The following is a 16,835-nucleotide window of genomic DNA, read 5'->3' on the forward strand; positions in this document are numbered from 1 at the left end:
ATTCACTGCGTATGCCTCCCAAGATCGTGGCCGTTGCTGCCTACTTCTTGACCATTGCGACTGCGCGCCTGTAGCTCCGTGATCCAGTTGCCTATAAATGGCAGGCTGGACCAGATAAGCGCGAGCAGAAGGGCTAGGCTCAGTGGCCACACGTAAAGAGACTTCAGTGGGCGATAGGTTTCCGCTTCCTGTTCCACTGGCTCGAGTCGGTCCAGCTCCTCGTAGATTTGCACGAGCTCCTGCGGATTATGCGCACGGAAGTATTTGCCTCCGGTTTTGTCGGCGATCGCCTGCAGGGTTTCACTATCGAGGTCCCGGGATGGGTTTACCCGGCGGGCACCAAAGCGCGAGCCGAGAAGTCCGGGTTGCACCATTTCTTCCGCGCCGACACCAATGGTGTATACCTTGACGCCCGCCTGTTTCGCGAGTTCTGCCGCTTTTAGTGGGGCAACTTTGCCCGCGGTGTTTGCGCCATCGGTCAAAAGGATCAATACCCGCTGATCTGCGGGTCGCTGGGTGAGGCGTTTTACGGAGAGGCCGATGGCATCGCCAATTGCAGTACCCTGACCAGCAAAACCAATTTGGGCCTCGTTCAGCAGGGTGTCTACGGTTTGACGGTCAAAGGTAAGTGGTGCCTGCAGGTAGGCGCGGGTACCAAAGAGAACCAGCCCGAGGCGATCTCCTTTTCTGCGCAATACAAAGTCACCCACCACGTTTTTTACCGCGCTGATACGCATTGCCGGGTTACCGTTGAGGATCATGTCCGGGGTTTCCATGCTTCCGGATATATCCACGGCGATTAGCAGGTCGCGCGCGCTGGTAGTTTGGGTGATGGGTTCGCCATACCACTGGGGCCGGGCTGCTGCTGCGAGCAGCAGTAACCACAGCAGCCAAAGCATCAATAAGTTCCAGCGGTTGCCCGCGGAGCCGCCGCTCTTTCGTGGTAGCTGTTCGTAGTAGGGTACCTTCAGTGCGCTACTGAGCGGTTCGCTTTTGGGTAGTAGCTTGCGCGCAAGCAGCGGTAGCGGTAACAGTAAGAAAACCCACGGAAGTGCAAACTCAAACATTGTTCGCTCCCGCTGTGCCTTGTTGAATTGGCGCTATCCCGGGTGTCGACTCTGCACGCTGATGTTTCCTGACCCACTGAATTGCATAGCCGCGTAAATCTTCCAGGTCGTCGTTAGAGGCTTCCTGTGCGCTATACAGGCTTTCCAGTAGTGCGCGACGCGCGGATTTCGGCATAGCAGTTGCTGCGGTGGATTCGAGGAATTCGATCCAGTGCTCGCCGGTGAGGGGGCCAGACAAGGCGCGGCCAAAGGTGACTACTGCCACCCGCTTCAGCAGCAAGTTAATCGATTCGACGGCGCGCGGCTGACCGAGATCCAGTTCCTTCAATAGGCGCTCGCCCTCTACGCGATACTGTTTTTCCTGACGTTTCCGTCGAAGGTAGGAGAACAGCCAAATAGCACCAAACAACAGGGCGATGAACGCGCCAGCCAGTATCCACCAGCCCGGCGCCAGCGGCCACCAACCGATTGGGGCTGGCTCGTGTATGTCTTTAAGTTGCCCAAGCAGCTGTTGCATCTCCGGAGTCATGACCGGCGGCTGGTTTGGCGGCTGATCGATAGCCGGGGGCGGTGGCGTCGCTTGTTTAGCGCTGGCGCTCACGAGTTTCATGCGTGCCTCCGGCCCGGTGCGGGCTGGCGGTCACCATAGGTACTGAGTAACTTCGGCACCACCGGCTGGGTGTTGTCGAAATCCAACAGCGGCAGGTGTAACCGGCGGCAAAGCTGCGCGGCGTTTTCACGAATCTGGTGCTGGTGGCGTGCAAACTGTTGCTTTAAGGCTTGTTTACCTTTTCCAAGAAAGGTGCGCTGGCGGCCGTCACTGATGGTCACGGCCTGATCAGGAAGTTGTTGTTCCAGAGGATCACTGACACGCAGTATCTGGAGGTCTGCGTGGCGCGTAAGTAGGTAGAGGGACTGCTCACAGCTCGCATCGAGGTCGTGACAATCGCTGATCAAGAACACGGCACTGCCGGGGCGAGCGACTCGGCGGGCTTCTTCCAATAAGGCGCTGAGGGGCTGACTGCCGTCCGCTGCGATTGGACTATTGAGGCTCGTGGCGGAATCGACCATTTCGTGAATGGCGGCGAGCACCGCGTGGTGACTGCGGCGCGGGCGTACGGTGTTGACTCCCTGATCCGAAAATATCAGGGCGCCGATACGGTCGCCATGCTGTAGTCCGGCCCAGCACAGGGCGGAGGCAATACTGCAGGCGGCTACGGATTTAAAGGCATTCTGGCTGCCAAAAAACATGGGTGAGCGCAGATCCAGCAAAATGACCACCGGGCGCTCGCGTTCTTCCTGGAAGAGCTTGGTATGGGTTTTTCCGGTGCGCGCAGTTACCCGCCAATCAATGGAGCGTACATCGTCGCCGGGCTGGTAGTAGCGCACTTCTTCAAAGTTCATGCCCCGTCCGCGGTAACGGGTAAGCAGATTGCCGGACTGATCGCTGCGGTTAATTCGGGGTTTGAACAGGCGCAGCTGGCGGGCGATATGGCGCAGGCGTACCAATGGCGCTACTTCCGGGTAGGCACCGGAAAGTTCCAGTTCGCGGTGGTTGAGTGATTCGACCACGTTCTAAACCTAGATTGCCGGGACCAGTTGTAACAGGCGGTGGATCACGCGGTCGGCGCTCGCCCCGGCGGCTTCCGCTTCAAAGCTGAGCAGCAAACGGTGGCGCAATACATCCGGTGCGATGGCCATAACATCATCTGGCGTCACATAGTCCCGCCCGGCGAGCCACGCGTAAGCGCGTGCACAGCGGTCGAGCGCGATGGTGGCACGTGGGCTGGCGCCGAAATCGAGCCAGCTGGCCAATTCATCGTCATAACGATGAGGCTCGCGGGTGGCGATGATCAGTTGCACGATATAGGTTTCCACCGCCTCTACCATGGTCAGGTCGAGGATTTCCTGGCGGGCCTTAAACAGGGTTTCCTGGGAGATTACCGTTTGCGGGTGGCCTTCACCGTGGCTGGCTTCTTCACGCGCCAGTTTCAGAATTTTGGTTTCGGCTTCCGCATCGGGGTAGCTCAGGTTTACCTGCATCAGGAAGCGGTCGAGCTGTGCCTCCGGCAGGGGGTAGGTACCTTCCTGCTCGATTGGGTTCTGCGTAGCCATGACCAGGAACAGGTCGGGCAGGGCATAGGTTTTGCGGCCGACACTGATCTGGCGTTCTGCCATCGCTTCCAGTAGCGCGGACTGCACTTTAGCTGGCGCGCGGTTGATTTCGTCCGCGAGAATCAGGTTGTGGAACACCGGGCCCGGCTGGAAATGGAATTCGCCGGTTTCCGGTCGGTAGATGTCGGTGCCGGTAATATCTGATGGCAAAAGGTCTGGCGTAAACTGGACCCGATGGAAGTCGCCTTCGATGCCATCGGCCAGCGTTTTGATCGCTTTTGTCTTGGCGAGGCCCGGTGCACCTTCGACCAAAAGGTGACCATCGGCCAGTAATCCTATGAGAATTCGATTGACCAAAGTCTCTTGGCCAATAATCTGCTGCTCCAGCCAATCACCCAGAATTTTTATCTGCTGGCGTGTGTCCATATCGTCACTTCTTTTGCCAATTTCCTGTTTCAATACGCTGCCGCAGAGCGGTGGCTATCTATGCTTTTTGAGGTGCCCTCTTATATATAGCCACTCGCTCGAGAAATGCGGGTAGGACGATTTTAACGGCAGTGTGCTCAGAGGCAACTGTCGCAGGGCTTACCCCGGTTCTCAGGCTGCAAAGTAGACAATTATTCTGTCGGATTGTTCAACTAACTCCGCTGCAAACTGGATTGCGGCACAAATGGATGAAAATTCGGCAGTGAGGACAAGGCGGGCTCCACGTACAGTGAGGGTTCGCCGGCGATGGCGAATTATACGGGTGCAATACATTTGCGCCGTGATGGGAGGACGTACGTGAATATGGCGACGGTCATCACCGATAGCCGGGAAGAGCTGCTGGAGCAAGTTAGCGATATCATTCGCGAGAAGCTTGGGGACAAGGCGGGACCTGTAATCAGTTTTGCTGAGCAATATCTGAACCAGTACCCCCTGGAAGATCTCGCGGGTCGACGCTTGGTCGATATTTATGGTTGCATTTATACCTGCTGGGACTTCATCCAGCAGCGCGATGACGACGGCCCGAAGGTGCGGGTGTTCAACCCGCGCCTGGAAGACCACGGCTGGGAGTGTTCGCACACCGTAGTGTGTGTGTTGCAGCGGGATATGCCGTTTCTGGTGGATTCGGTGCGCATGGAAATTAACCAGCGCGACACTGTGATCCATTCCATCAAGAGTACCGTCATGCAGCTGCAACGGGACGACAGCGGTCGTCTGCAGCAGCTGTTACCGGTGGCGCCACTACTGGAAGAGGAGCGCCAGTTCGACCCGACAATCATCAATGAGGCACTGATCTATATCGAGATTAACCTCGATACCAGTGCTTCCCGCGCCTCGGAGCTGACGCGGGCACTGAACGATGTGCTGGGCGACGTGGAGTTGGTGGTCGACGATTATGTGCCGATGCTCGACACCTGTTCCGCCATGCAGGATCAGCTGCAGGCCGGAGTCGCGGATAACGAGGCCAATCTGGCGGAGGCCAGTGCATTTCTGCAGTGGATGCGCGACGGCAATTTCACCTTTCTCGGCTATCGCGAATACGAGTTCTCTCAGCAGGGGGATAAGAAAGTACTGCAGGAAGTCGAGAACCGCCGCCTGGGTATTTTCAAGAAGCTGGAAGAAACCGCGGAACCGACGCCTGAGTATGCGTTTAACGAAGGCAAACAGCGCTTTTACCAGGGACCCAATTTCCTCACCTTTGCCAAGTCCTCGGTAAAGTCGCGGGTACACCGCGCGGCCTACTCGGACTATGTCAGCATCAAGCGCTACGGCGATAATGGCGAGGTTATTGGTGAATCCGCGTTTATGGGTTTGTATACCTCACCGGTTTACACCGAGAGCCCATCCAAGATTCCCATTGTGCGCCGCAAGCTTGCCTCCGTAATGGAGCAGAGCGGTCACGCGCCCACCAGTCATGATGGCAAGGCGCTGCAGCGTATTCTCGATACCTTCCCGCGGGATGAATTGTTCCAGAGCAACACCAAGGAGCTGTTCGATACCACCCATGGCGTGCTGGCGATGAACGAGCGCGCGCGCTTGCGCCTGTTTATGCGCAAAGACCCCTTCGGAAAGTTTGTCAGCGCGCTGGTGTACGTCCCGCGCGACCAGTTCAGCAGTGAGGTGCGGGAGAAGATCAGTGATCGCATCGCGCGTACGATTCATGCGCTGGATTCAGACTTCACAACCTTCTTCTCCGAATCGATTCTCGCCCGGGTACATCTAGTATTCCGCGTCGACCCGAATCTACCCCTGGATATTGATGTAGCGCGACTGGAGGCGCAGATCGTGGATATTACCCGCAGCTGGGAAGATGTATTTCATAGATCCCTGATTGAAACCCACGGGGAAGAAGAGGGCAGCCGCCTGATCGGCACCTATGGTCAGTCTTTCCCCGCGGGCTATCGCGAGGACTTCGAGCCGCGTATCGCGGTACAGGATGTGACCTCGATCCAGGAGCTGAGCGACGACAATCGAGTCGCGATGAGTTTCTACCAGCCTGTTGGCGCCGAGCCGGGCAGCCTGCGCTTCAAAGTCTTCAACGTGGGCTCAGGGTTGACCCTGTCGGATGTGATTCCTGTACTGGAGAACCTCGGGTTGCGGGTGATGGGGGAGTTTCCGTACACCATTCGCCCGCGCGGAAAGCAGGATGTGTGGATGCACGAGTTCCACCTGGAATTCGGCCTGCCTACCCGCATTGACGCACAGGCTTCGCGCTCTCTGTTCCAGGATGCATTTGCAGCGATCTGGGACGGTGTGGCGGAGAGCGATGCGTTCAATCGCCTAGTGCTCGCTGCACGCCTCAACTGGCGTGAGGTCACCATGTTGCGTGCTTATGCGCGGTACATGAAGCAGACCAAGTTCAGTGCGAGCCAGTCTTATATTGCGGCCACCCTGGCAAATCATGTGGAGATTACCCGCAATCTGGTGGCGCTGTTCCGGGCGATGTTTGATCCGCGTATCAATTCTCCGGAGCGCCAGGATCAGACCCGCGTGGAGCGCCTGATCAAGAAAATCCACGATGGTCTCGACAGCGTCGATAACCTCAACGAAGACCAGGTGATTCGCCGTTATCTGGATTTGATCCGCGCGACTTTGCGTACCAACTTTTTCCAGTTGGACGCCAACGATCAGCCGAAAGATTACATCTCTATCAAGTTCAGCCCGCGTGACATTCCGAATATTCCGGAACCGCGCCCGCTGTTCGAGATTTTCGTCTATTCCCCGCAAGTGGAAGGGGTACATCTGCGCGGTGGCAAGGTCGCCCGTGGCGGTTTGCGCTGGTCCGATCGACTGGAAGATTTCCGCACCGAAGTACTGGGCCTGGTAAAGGCGCAGAACGTGAAGAACGCGGTCATTGTACCCAGTGGGGCCAAGGGCGGCTTTGTGGTGCGCCGGCCACCGGCGGACAACAGCCGCGAAGCCTTTATCGAATCCGGCATTAAGAGCTACAAGACATTTATCCGCGCGCTGCTGGACGTTACCGACAACCTGAAAAATGGCGAGGTCATTCCGCCGGACCGGGTGATTCGCCGGGATGAAGACGACCCCTATCTGGTTGTTGCCGCGGACAAGGGGACCGCGACTTTCTCCGATATCGCCAACGGTATTGCTGCGGAATACGACTTCTGGCTGGGCGATGCCTTTGCCTCCGGTGGCAGCAACGGTTATGACCATAAAAAGATGGGTATTACCGCGCGCGGTGCCTGGGTCTCGGTGCAACGACATTTCCGTGAAATGGGCGTCAATGTACAGGCTGAAAACTTCTCCGTGATCGGTGTTGGCGACATGGCCGGCGACGTATTCGGCAACGGCATGCTGTTGTCCGAGCACATCTGTTTGAAGGGCGCCTTCAACCATCTGCACATTTTCGTCGACCCAAATCCCGATGCCTCAAGCAGTTACCACGAGCGCAAGCGTCTGTTCGAGCTGCCGCGTTCAAGCTGGAGCGACTACAACCTGAGTCTGATCTCCAAAGGCGGTGGGATTTTCGAGCGCCGTGCCAAGTCGGTAAAAATCACCCCCGAGATGCAGCAGGCGTTTGCCATTGATGCAGATCGCCTCACGCCGAACGAGCTGATCAGTGCGATGCTCAAGGCGCCGGTAGATCTCATCTGGAATGGCGGTATTGGCACCTATGTGAAGGGTGAGCAAGAAAGCCATGAACAGGTGGGCGACAAGTCCAATGACAATCTGCGGGTTAACGGCAATGAGCTGCGCTGTAAAGTGTTCGGCGAGGGCGGCAACCTGGGCATGACGCAACGTGGACGCATCGAGTTCTCTCTGAACGGCGGTCGCTGCAATACCGACTTTATCGATAATGCCGGCGGTGTGGACTGCTCGGATCACGAGGTCAACATCAAGATCCTGCTGGACAAGGTGGTGGCGAATGGTGATCTCACAGAAAAGCAGCGCAACCACATGCTCGAAGAGATGACCGATTCTGTCACCGAGCTGGTTCTGGACAACAATTACGACCAGACAAGTGCGATCAGTGTTGCGGCTTATCAGATTGCAGATCGCTTCGACGAATTCCGTCGCACGATCAACACCCTCGAAGCCGAGGGCCGTCTGCGTCGCCAGCTGGAATTCATTCCGGATAACGAAACGCTGAATGAGCGCCAGAGTAAGGGGCAGTATCTTACGCACCCTGAACTGTCAGTGTTGATCTCCTATGTAAAGGTCAAGCTGAAGGAGGAGCTGCTGGGCGCGCAGATTATCGATGACGATTATGTGCAGGAGGCAGTGGAATCCGCATTTCCTCCCGCACTGGTGTCCCGTTATCAGGCGCTGGTGTACGACCATCCGCTGCGCCGGGAAATTGTTTCAACCCAGGTGGCCAATGAAATGGTCAACAGTATGGGGATCACCTTTTTCGACCGGATCAGTGGGGCCACCGGCGCCGGAATCGATACCATCGTCGCGGCTTATGTGAGTGCCCGGGACGTGTATCGCATGTCGGATTTCCAGAATGGCGTGGCCGAACTGGATTACCAGGTGCCGGCGGATTTGCAGTTGCAGCTAATGAACGCAATGGTAGGACGGGTGCGCAGGGCTGCTCGCTGGTTTGTGCGCAATCGGCATGGCGCGCTGGATCCGGCGAATGAGATTGCTTTGTTCCAGGACCCAGTTCAGCGTGTGATTCGTGCATTGCCTGAAGTGCTGAGTGGCGAGCCGCTGCGTGAGTGGCATGCACGCTACGACAGGCTAACGGCGGCTAGCGTGCCGAAAGAGCTTGCGATGCTGGCGGCCTCACCAACCTATCTGTTTTCGGCACTGGGCATTTCCCAGACTGCACGCATTACAGATCGGCCGGTTGAAGAGGTGGCCAAAGCCTACTTTGCGCTTGCGGACCGACTGGGTCTGTATTGGTTCGGCAACCAGATCATCGATTTGCCGTCGGACAGTTTCTGGCATTCTCAGGCGCGGGAAACCAGTATGGACGACTTGGACAACCAGCTGGCAAGGCTGGTCACCCATATTCTGCGCTTGGCCGGGGACGATGGCCTTGACGTAGACAGCGCGGTGGAAAATTGGGCGAGTACGATGACCCAGGCGATTCAGCGCTGGGAAAGCCTGACCAAGGAGCTGAAGTCTGCCCCTCAAGGTGATTTCGCCATGTTTACCGTTGCCTTGCGCGAGCTGATGTACCTGGCGAATGCCACGGCAGACCAGGAATCCCTCGTCTCTGCGTAAGTTTCTCGAATCGCCGGGAATCTCGTACAATACGTACCCCCCATCCGGGCCTCCCGGATGGGGGTTGTCATATTTGCTTGACCCATTGGACTCAAGACTTCTTGCGGGCCTCGCCGCAGGGGGAAGAGTGCTGCTTGGTCAGAACTTCAAGGAAACCCATGTACCAGCATTTGCGCAAAGCCCTGTTTGCGCTCGACCCCGAGCGCTCCCACCACTTGTCGATGGACGCCATTGGCGCCGCCGAGCGGCTTGGCTTGATGTCGCTGTTTAGCAAATCGGTACCGGATGACCCGGTAGAGCTGATGGGGTTGACCTTGCCAAACCCGGTGGGTCTTGCCGCAGGGCTGGATAAGAATGCCCAAGCGTTCAACGGCTTGGGCGCCTTGGGGTTTGGCTTCGTTGAGGTGGGCACCGTGACCCCGCGTCCGCAGCCCGGCAACCCCCAGCCGCGTATTTTCCGCCTGCCCGAGGCGGAGGCCATCATCAATCGCATGGGCTTTAATAACGAAGGCGTAGATTACTTGCTCGAGCGGGTGAAGCGCCGTCGGTATTCCGGCGTACTCGGAATTAACGTAGGCAAGAATTTCGATACCCCGGTGGAGAAAGCAGCCGACGATTACTGTATCTGCATGGAAAAGGTATACGCCCATGCGGATTACATCACTGCAAATGTTTCCTCACCGAACACCAAGGGGCTGCGTGATTTACAGTTCGGAGACAGCCTCAGCCAGCTGCTCAATGCGCTGAAAGAAAAGCAGGCTCAGCTGGCCGCGGAGCAGGATCGCTATGTACCACTGGCGGTAAAGATTGCGCCGGATATGGATGATGATGCCATTGAACAGGTGGCGAAGACATTGCAGGAGCACGAGATCGACGGTGTTATTGCCACCAACACCACCATCGACAAATCCTCCGTGGAAAACCTTGCGCACGGTACGGAGCAGGGTGGATTGAGCGGGCGACCACTGCGCGAGCGGTCCACCGAAGTCATCCGCAAATTACACAGCGCGTTGAATGGAAGTATTCCGATTATCGGTGTTGGCGGTATTTTTGATGGTGAGTCAGCCGCAGAAAAGATTCGTGCGGGTGCCACTGCGGTGCAGATTTACTCCGGCTTCATTTACCGTGGCCCGGAAGTGATTCACGAAGCCGCAGCAGCGATTGCAGACTTACACAAAGCACGTGTGATCGAACACCGTTAATCACTTTCCGGTGCTGGGGGCGATGCTCTCTTTGCTGCCGATTGTCGTGCGCACAGTGTGCAAAGTGACCGTGTGCAAATTGATTTAGAGAGTGCAAGGTCCCGGTCTTGCGTAAGCGAGCCCGGGACTGCCGCGAGAGGCGCTTCGAGATCGTTTAAAATCTCGAAGCGAGTCGTAGTGTATATGGCCGCATTGCTGCGGAATTGAACTTGGCCGGGTGTGTGTTGGGCGGGCGACTTAAACCGCCGGCTTACATACTCTCCAGACGTTGGGCTTGGGCCGCCGGCCCGAAGCCACTCCAAATATCCTCTCGCCCTTGGCGCCAACCGTTTACCCATTCCTGGTGAAGGGATCCGCTTTGGTAGGGGCAGCTATCGTGGTCTCTGCCCTGTACGGCGGCAACGTAACCTTTGTGAAGTGCTCTATCGTTGGGATTACGTTTTTGGCGTTTCATAGGCGTAATACCTCATTCTGATTGTGACTTAAGCGGCGCGAAGCCGGCTGCGGGACCGGTATCACCACTTCTCCCCTTATGCTCTAAACAGCTTATTGTGGATGGGGCCCGGCGAGAAGGGGTGCCGCTACCGATTATTGGGCCAAATTGCGGCAGGGTAGGGAAGGATTCGTTTTTTCTGAAAAACGCCGTCCATAGGTTCAAATTATCTAATGTGAGAAACCTTCTCTGGGCTATTTCGGGGTCTTGAAGAATAGAATTCCCGATTGCGGTATGCTTGCGCCATCTACACATCCTCTGGCCAAAATGGCCATAACATTTTTGCCAAATTGCCCCGGTTGGCCGCTTGAAAAGAGTGGCGCGTTTTGGGGACCAAAGGCACCTTGAGGTCGAATCCTTGACTGAGAAATTTGAATTTACAGCCACCTGCCCAAAAGGCCTGGAAAGTGTGCTCGCGAATGAATTGCGCCAGATCGGCGCGAACGTTTTGCGGGAGCAGCCGGCGGCGGTGCGCTTTGATGGCGATCTCGCCATGGCTTACCGGGTTAACCTGTGGAGTCGTATTGCAAACCGGGTTTTGCTGAACCTTGGGCAAGCGCGCATTGAAGATGCGGAAGCTTTGTATCGTGCAGTGGCAGAGCAGCCCTGGGAAGAACACATCAGCCCCAACGGCGTACTTTGGGTGCAGTTTTCTGGTACCAATCGGGAAATACGCAACAGCCAGTTTGGTGCCCAGAAAGCAAAAGATGCCATCGTTGATCGCCTGCGCAAGGCGACCGGTGCACGCCCGGATGTCGACAAGCGCGATCCAGACCTATCGGTGATGTTGCGCTTACATCGCGATGTCCTTGAGATCGCGATCGATCTCAGTGGCGATAGCCTGCATCGTCGCGGTTACCGCACCCACATCGGCGCGGCACCACTGAAAGAAAATCTCGCGGCGGCGTTGCTGATGCGCGCGGGCTGGCCACAAATTGCCGCCGAGGGCGGTGCCTTACTGGACCCCATGTGCGGTTCAGGCACCTTTCTGGTGGAGGCGGCATTGATGGCGGCAGATGTGGCCCCCGGGCTGTTGCGCGAGGAGTTTGGTTTCGAGCGCTGGTTGAACCACCAAAGCGATATCTGGCTGTCATTGCGGGAGGAAGCGCTGCAGCGCCGCACCGAAGGCCTGGCAAAGCCACTGCCGGAAATCCGCGGCTACGATGCAGACGCAAAGGTGCTGTTTGCGGCTGAATCCAATATCGCGCGGGCCGGACTGGACAAGCAGGTGCGCGTCAGCTGTCGGCCGGTAGCGGCCTTCAAAGTGCCGAGCCATCGTCCGGTAACCGCGGGGCTGGTAATTACCAATCCGCCCTACGGTGAGCGGCTGGGAGAGCAGGAGGCGCTGCGCGAAACTTATGCGGAACTCGGTGGCCAGCTGAAGAAAGAGTTTGCCGGTTGGAAGGCGGCTATTTTTACCGGCAATCCCGAACTTTGTCATTCCACCGGCCTGCGCTCGCACAAGCAATACAAACTGTTTAACGGCAGTATCCCCAGCCAGCTGCTGTTGTTTGATATTCACGCGCAATCCGGAGAGCGCAGCCAGGAAGGCGGAGCGCGTTTGTCCGAAGAAGCGCAGATGGTGGCGAATCGCCTGCAAAAAAATTTGCGCACTACCGGCAAGTGGGCGCAACGCAGTGGTGTCAGTTGCTATCGCTTGTACGATGCGGACCTGCCCGAGTATTCCGCCGCCATCGATATTTACCAGTCGTTGGAAGGCGAGCGCTTCGCGCATATTCAGGAATACCGCGCGCCCGCGAGTATTCCGGAACAAAAAGCCCGGGGTCGTCTGATGGATCTGGTACGGGCAACGCGTCAGGTTCTGGATCTGTCACCGCGTAATGTCTCCATTAAAGAGCGCCGCCGCCATAGCCACAAAGACAGCGGCAGCCAATACCAGAAACGTGGTGAAGATTCTCGCACTTTCCTCGTGGACGAATACGGGGCAAAGCTGGAGATCAATCTGTGGGATTATCTCGATACCGGCCTGTTTCTGGATCATCGTCCGGTGCGCCAGCACCTGCGTAAACTGGCCAAGGGCAAACGTTTGCTTAACCTGTTCTGCTATACGGCCACCGCAACCGTGCAGGCAGCAATTGGTGGTTGTTCCGACAGTACCAGTGTTGACCTGTCAAAGACCTATCAGGCGTGGGGGCAGAGAAACTTCCGTGAAAATGGCATGGACCCATACCGCCACCAGCTAATTGAAGCCGACTGCCTGCAATGGCTGCACGCTGCGCAGGCCAATCGCAAGGGGCATTACGACGTGATCTTTCTGGATCCGCCGACCTTTTCAAACTCTGCAAAAATGCAGGGCGTGCTCGATATCCAGCGAGATCATGGGGAATTGATTCGTCAGTGTATGTCGCTGCTGAGTAAAGATGGGGTGCTGCTGTTTTCCAATAACTTGCGCAGCTTCAAAATGGACGAGGAGGTGCAGTCAGAGTTTGAGGTGGAAAACCTTTCAGCCAAGCTGCTCGACAAGGATTTCCAGCGCAACCCGAAAATTCACAATGTGTGGGAAGTGCGGGCCCGGTAATGAGCCGTTATAGCTCCATGACCAGGCGGAAGCCCACTTCTTTGGAGTGGGCGCGCTCATACAGTCCGGTACGGTAGTCTGAGCTGATATTGCGGAGCGGTTCACGCATGGAGCCGCCACGGACCACGCGCAGATCGCAGTTTTTCAGCTGCACTGGTCGCGCATCGCTGCGGTGGTTGGTGAAGTCGCCGAGAAAACAATCCTGCACCCATTCGCCAACATTGCCCGCGGTGTCATACAGCCCAAACTGATTGGCTTTGTAGTTGCCCACCGGAGCACTTGTTGCGGAAAACAGCGAGTTGAATTCACTTGCGCAGCCGCGGCGGCAGTTGGCTTTGCCGCGGGGACTGCCCTGGCCCCACCAGTATGGCGTGTCGCTGTTTGCCCGCGCGGCAAATTCCCATTCGGCTTCACTCGCCAAACGATATTTTTGCCCGCTCTGTTCGCTCAGCCACTTGGCATAGCGCTGCGCTTCGACCCAGCTCACGTTGATCACCGGGCGCGTGCCACGCCCCCAACCCTGATCACCCGGTAAGCTGCGGCCGCTGGCTTTTGCATAGCGATCGTAGTCGTTGAACGTCACTTCGTGCGCGCCAATGGCGTAGGGGCGTCGGATCGTGATTTTGTGTTCGGGGCTGGTGAAAGGACGCGCGTTGTTCCCCATGGTGAAAGCGCCGGGGGAGATCACGACCATTTCGGGGCCACGGCCACCGTCTTTTAACGGCGACTGAAAACTCCTACCGGCAAAGTATTTGCGCTCTAGCTGTACCGCGAGATTAACGTTGGCAGAATCGATTTCCACCCAGCGCCGCACGGTGCTGAAGCCGGGCTTACTCACCTCAACGTCATAGCGCCCGGGTTCCAGGCTAATGCCCGGGGTGTATCGTGGGACGATGTTCATGATGCGAACGCGCGCATCACCGGGTGTTGGCGACACCTTGAGTGCGTAGGTCGGTGGCGGGGCGGCTACTTCGGGTTCTTGCGGAGTCGCGGCTGCATTGGTGTTGCTGATGGCGGCCGCAGGATTGGGTTCCTCAGCAGTGGCAATATTGCCTGTCTCAGCGGTATCAGGATTTGCCGCCGTCGTGTTGGGGGTAGCTTCCGCGATAGCTGCCGGGGCAGGGGTATCGCGCAGCACCGGACCCGCCAGGCGCGCGTTCGGTTCTTGTAATGTCGAATTGCCGGGAAGGAGGTCGCTGGAAAGACTCGGTAAATCAGCGGCAGCCTGTTCGGCTTGCGGTGCACCATTATTCTCGGGCAGCAGTATCTGTGAGGTGATATCAACGGCTTCGTTCACCAGCCCGGAATCGGTCTGCCACTGGAATTTGTTACTAAACAGGCTGAACAGTACCCAGACTAGGGTGAAACTCACCGCCAGCAGGCCGAAGAACATTTTCGATCTGCGTTTGATGGGGGCGGCCTGCTCGACCACTTGCCGAATACGCATAATAGTCTGCTGTTCGGCGCGCGGATTTTGTTGGTGAACCGGCTTGTCGCGAAAGCGCGCCCAAGCGGCGACGATGCGATCGGAAAGAGTGCCGTACAGGGTTAGCAGCAGTGCGCGTAGCAAGCTGGAAACGCGCACCGAGGTGTTGTTCATTTTGGTGGTCGGGGCCGGCGATTTGCCATCCAGTGCCGCGAGTAACTGGTCGATGGCATCGACCACGTCCAGCCCGCGCTGAAAGCGTTGTTCAGGGTCTTTGGCAAGGAAACGGTCAATGAGCCCCTGGTACAAGGTGTGTCGCGCAGGCAGGCGAGGAATCGGGTCGGTGAGGTGCTTAATAGCAATAGCAACGGCTTCTTCGGCCTGGAAAGGCACTGCGCTGGTGAGCATTTCATAGAACACCACACCGAGGCTGTACAAGTCGGCGCGCCCATCGACAGCCGCGCCTCGTGCCTGTTCTGGGCTCATATAGTGCGGGGTGCCGACAACCATTCCGGTGTTGGTCATGCGCGTGGTGCGGGCAACGGCACGCGCCACACCGAAGTCGGTGAGAATCGCTGAGCCGTCTTCCCGAAACAGGATGTTCTCCGGTTTCAGGTCGCGGTGCACATAGCCCTTGTTGCTGGCGTGGTCCAGCGCCATGGCAATCTGGCGGGTAATGTGCAGGGCGTCGAGAGGTTCAATGGCGCCTTTGGTAAGCGCGTCCGCCACGGAGCCACCGGGTAGGTAGTCCATGGCGATGTAATTCAGGCTGCGGTAACGGCCGATGTCGTGGATGGCAACAATATTGGGGTGCGACAGCTGGCCAACGATGTTGGCTTCGCGCTGGAAGCGTTCACTGAAAATCGGGTCTGCGTTAAGGACGGGAGACATCACTTTCAGGGCAACCTGACGCCCCATGCTGCGCTGGGTAGCCAGGTATACGGTCGACATACCGCCCTGATTAATTTTCTTCAGGATCTGGTAGCCAGGGATCTCCAGCGAGGCGGCGCCGCTGCTGACAACTTCCATTCGAGCCCGTTCCTTGTTAACTGTTCAGTAGCTGCCAGGTGACATAAATACCTGCCGATAAAATCAAGGCAAGTGTAGTGATGTTCAGTATTAGTTTGCCGCGAGTGGAAAAAATTTTATGGGACCCAAGTAGCGAGCGCGATGTGCGAGAGTTCTGCTTTTGTGACTTAGGGTTCCCATTAGCGTCAAATTTTGTGGCTTGGTCGTATGCCTGGTTGTCGGGCGCACTGATGACTTGCACGGTAATGTTATCGCGTCCGCCAGCATCCAGTGCCGCGGCGATCAGTAAGTCGCTCGCACGCTGGTTGTCGGTATTCTTTGCCAGGACTTCGCAAATCTCGGCAGGGCTCACATCATTGCTGAGTCCGTCGCTGCACAACAACAGCTTTTGGCCAGCGCCCCAGGAAAAAGAGGCGCGGTCGATTTCAAGTGTTGGATTGGCGGAGCCGCCAATGCAACGGGTAATTACATGCCGGTTCGGGTGATTGGCCGCTTCTTCCTGATTAATCGCACCCGAATCCACGAGCATCTGCACGTAGGAATGATCCACTGTGAGCTGCTTCAGGGTCCCATGTGGGAATGGCTGGTCGGTGCCGTCAGGTACTTCGCTTGGAGGGGTCCACAGGTAGGCGCGGCTGTCACCGACCCAATAAATATGGAAATAGGACGCGTCTTCGGCCACTACGACCGCGGTGGTGCCCATCGCGGTATTGCTGTTTTCGTCACCGGCCAGCAACGCATGTGCGCGACGCAGGGCCTGCTCGTAATGTCGATCGGTAGCGGAGGAACGCTGAATCTCTTCGACCACGGTCTGGCTGGCGATTTCTCCAGCCTGATGACCACCTAATCCATCGGCGACCACCCACACGCCCCGGGACTCGTCGCCCCAGAACGCATCCTCGTTCTGATCGCGGCGGTATCCGGTGTGGGTCGCACCAGCACTGCGCATATTGGCGCGGACGGCGGGTTGGCTCACACCGCTCGGGCGTTCCCGTACTTTGGCTTCACTCACTGGTATGCAACTACCTGTTACCTGTCGTTATTGTCGAAAGCGCCACTAGTGCCTTATACCCATATTCCCTGGAGGTTCCGCGGGCATTTTGCAAGGCAGCTGTGGTTTACATAGTAGAGCCTGATGACATTGTAAGCTGCAAACGGATTCACAGGCCAATCAATTTACGCGTGATAAACTTCCATCGCGCTTTCTCGCTGAGATGACTCGCGAAAACGCATGAATTGGCTTTGGCTGGCGCATATTGCCGGCCCTGATAGCCCCTTACCGAAT

10 protein-coding genes are annotated in these 16,835 nt (G+C 57.1%); 3 read left to right on the top strand and 7 right to left on the bottom strand.

The genetic code is table 11. From position 1 onward, the window contains the following. Positions 1 to 2: 2 nt before the first annotated feature. From KUV22_RS02005 to KUV22_RS02020, 4 genes are read right to left on the bottom strand one after another with little or no spacing between them, the layout of a single operon-like run. The gene (locus tag KUV22_RS02005) at positions 3 to 1,067 is read right to left on the bottom strand and encodes a vWA domain-containing protein (protein ID WP_222227963.1); all 1,065 of its coding nucleotides are present in this window, start codon (positions 1,065 to 1,067) and stop codon (positions 3 to 5) included. Further along, positions 1,060 to 1,677 (bottom strand): DUF4381 domain-containing protein, encoded by a 618-nt coding sequence (locus KUV22_RS02010; RefSeq protein ID WP_222227964.1) that lies wholly within the window; start codon positions 1,675 to 1,677, stop codon positions 1,060 to 1,062. The genes KUV22_RS02005 and KUV22_RS02010 overlap by 8 nt, the downstream gene beginning before the upstream one ends. Beyond that, on the bottom strand, positions 1,674 to 2,639 hold the full coding sequence (locus tag KUV22_RS02015) for a DUF58 domain-containing protein (RefSeq protein ID WP_222227965.1): 966 nt from the start codon (positions 2,637 to 2,639) through the stop codon (positions 1,674 to 1,676). The genes KUV22_RS02010 and KUV22_RS02015 overlap by 4 nt, the downstream gene beginning before the upstream one ends. Before the next feature lie 9 nt (positions 2,640 to 2,648). Then, positions 2,649 to 3,608, bottom strand: coding sequence for an AAA family ATPase (locus tag KUV22_RS02020; RefSeq protein WP_222227966.1), 960 nt, complete (start codon positions 3,606 to 3,608; stop codon positions 2,649 to 2,651). 363 nt (positions 3,609 to 3,971) lie between these two features. On the opposite strand from KUV22_RS02020, the gene KUV22_RS02025 reads away from it, so the two are divergent. Beyond that, complete coding sequence (locus KUV22_RS02025; RefSeq protein ID WP_222228753.1) at positions 3,972 to 8,861, top strand: NAD-glutamate dehydrogenase; 4,890 nt, start codon at positions 3,972 to 3,974, stop codon at positions 8,859 to 8,861. A 158-nt stretch (positions 8,862 to 9,019) separates the two neighbouring features. Next, on the top strand, positions 9,020 to 10,063 hold the full coding sequence (locus KUV22_RS02030; RefSeq protein WP_222227967.1) for a quinone-dependent dihydroorotate dehydrogenase: 1,044 nt from the start codon (positions 9,020 to 9,022) through the stop codon (positions 10,061 to 10,063). Positions 10,064 to 10,313: 250 nt separating this feature from the next. Here the strand turns inward: KUV22_RS02030 and rmf are convergent, their stop codons facing one another. Then, on the bottom strand, positions 10,314 to 10,517 hold the full coding sequence (gene rmf, locus KUV22_RS02035) for a ribosome modulation factor (protein WP_077403022.1): 204 nt from the start codon (positions 10,515 to 10,517) through the stop codon (positions 10,314 to 10,316). A gap of 397 nt (positions 10,518 to 10,914) precedes the next feature. On the opposite strand from rmf, the gene rlmKL reads away from it, so the two are divergent. Then, positions 10,915 to 13,095, top strand: a complete 2,181-nt coding sequence (gene rlmKL, locus KUV22_RS02040) for a bifunctional 23S rRNA (guanine(2069)-N(7))-methyltransferase RlmK/23S rRNA (guanine(2445)-N(2))-methyltransferase RlmL (protein ID WP_222227968.1) — start codon at positions 10,915 to 10,917, stop codon at positions 13,093 to 13,095. Between the two features lie 7 nt (positions 13,096 to 13,102). Here rlmKL and KUV22_RS02045 read toward each other — a convergent pair whose 3' ends face one another. Together KUV22_RS02045 and KUV22_RS02050 are read right to left on the bottom strand one after the other, a co-directional pair. Then, positions 13,103 to 15,550, bottom strand: a complete 2,448-nt coding sequence (locus KUV22_RS02045; RefSeq protein WP_222227969.1) for a bifunctional serine/threonine-protein kinase/formylglycine-generating enzyme family protein — start codon at positions 15,548 to 15,550, stop codon at positions 13,103 to 13,105. A 16-nt stretch (positions 15,551 to 15,566) separates the two neighbouring features. Beyond that, positions 15,567 to 16,562, bottom strand: coding sequence for a PP2C family protein-serine/threonine phosphatase (locus KUV22_RS02050; protein WP_222227970.1), 996 nt, complete (start codon positions 16,560 to 16,562; stop codon positions 15,567 to 15,569). Positions 16,563 to 16,835 lie beyond the last annotated feature (273 nt).

This window comes from Microbulbifer agarilyticus (assembly GCF_019800665.1).
GTDB lineage: Bacteria > Pseudomonadota > Gammaproteobacteria > Pseudomonadales > Cellvibrionaceae > Microbulbifer > Microbulbifer agarilyticus_C.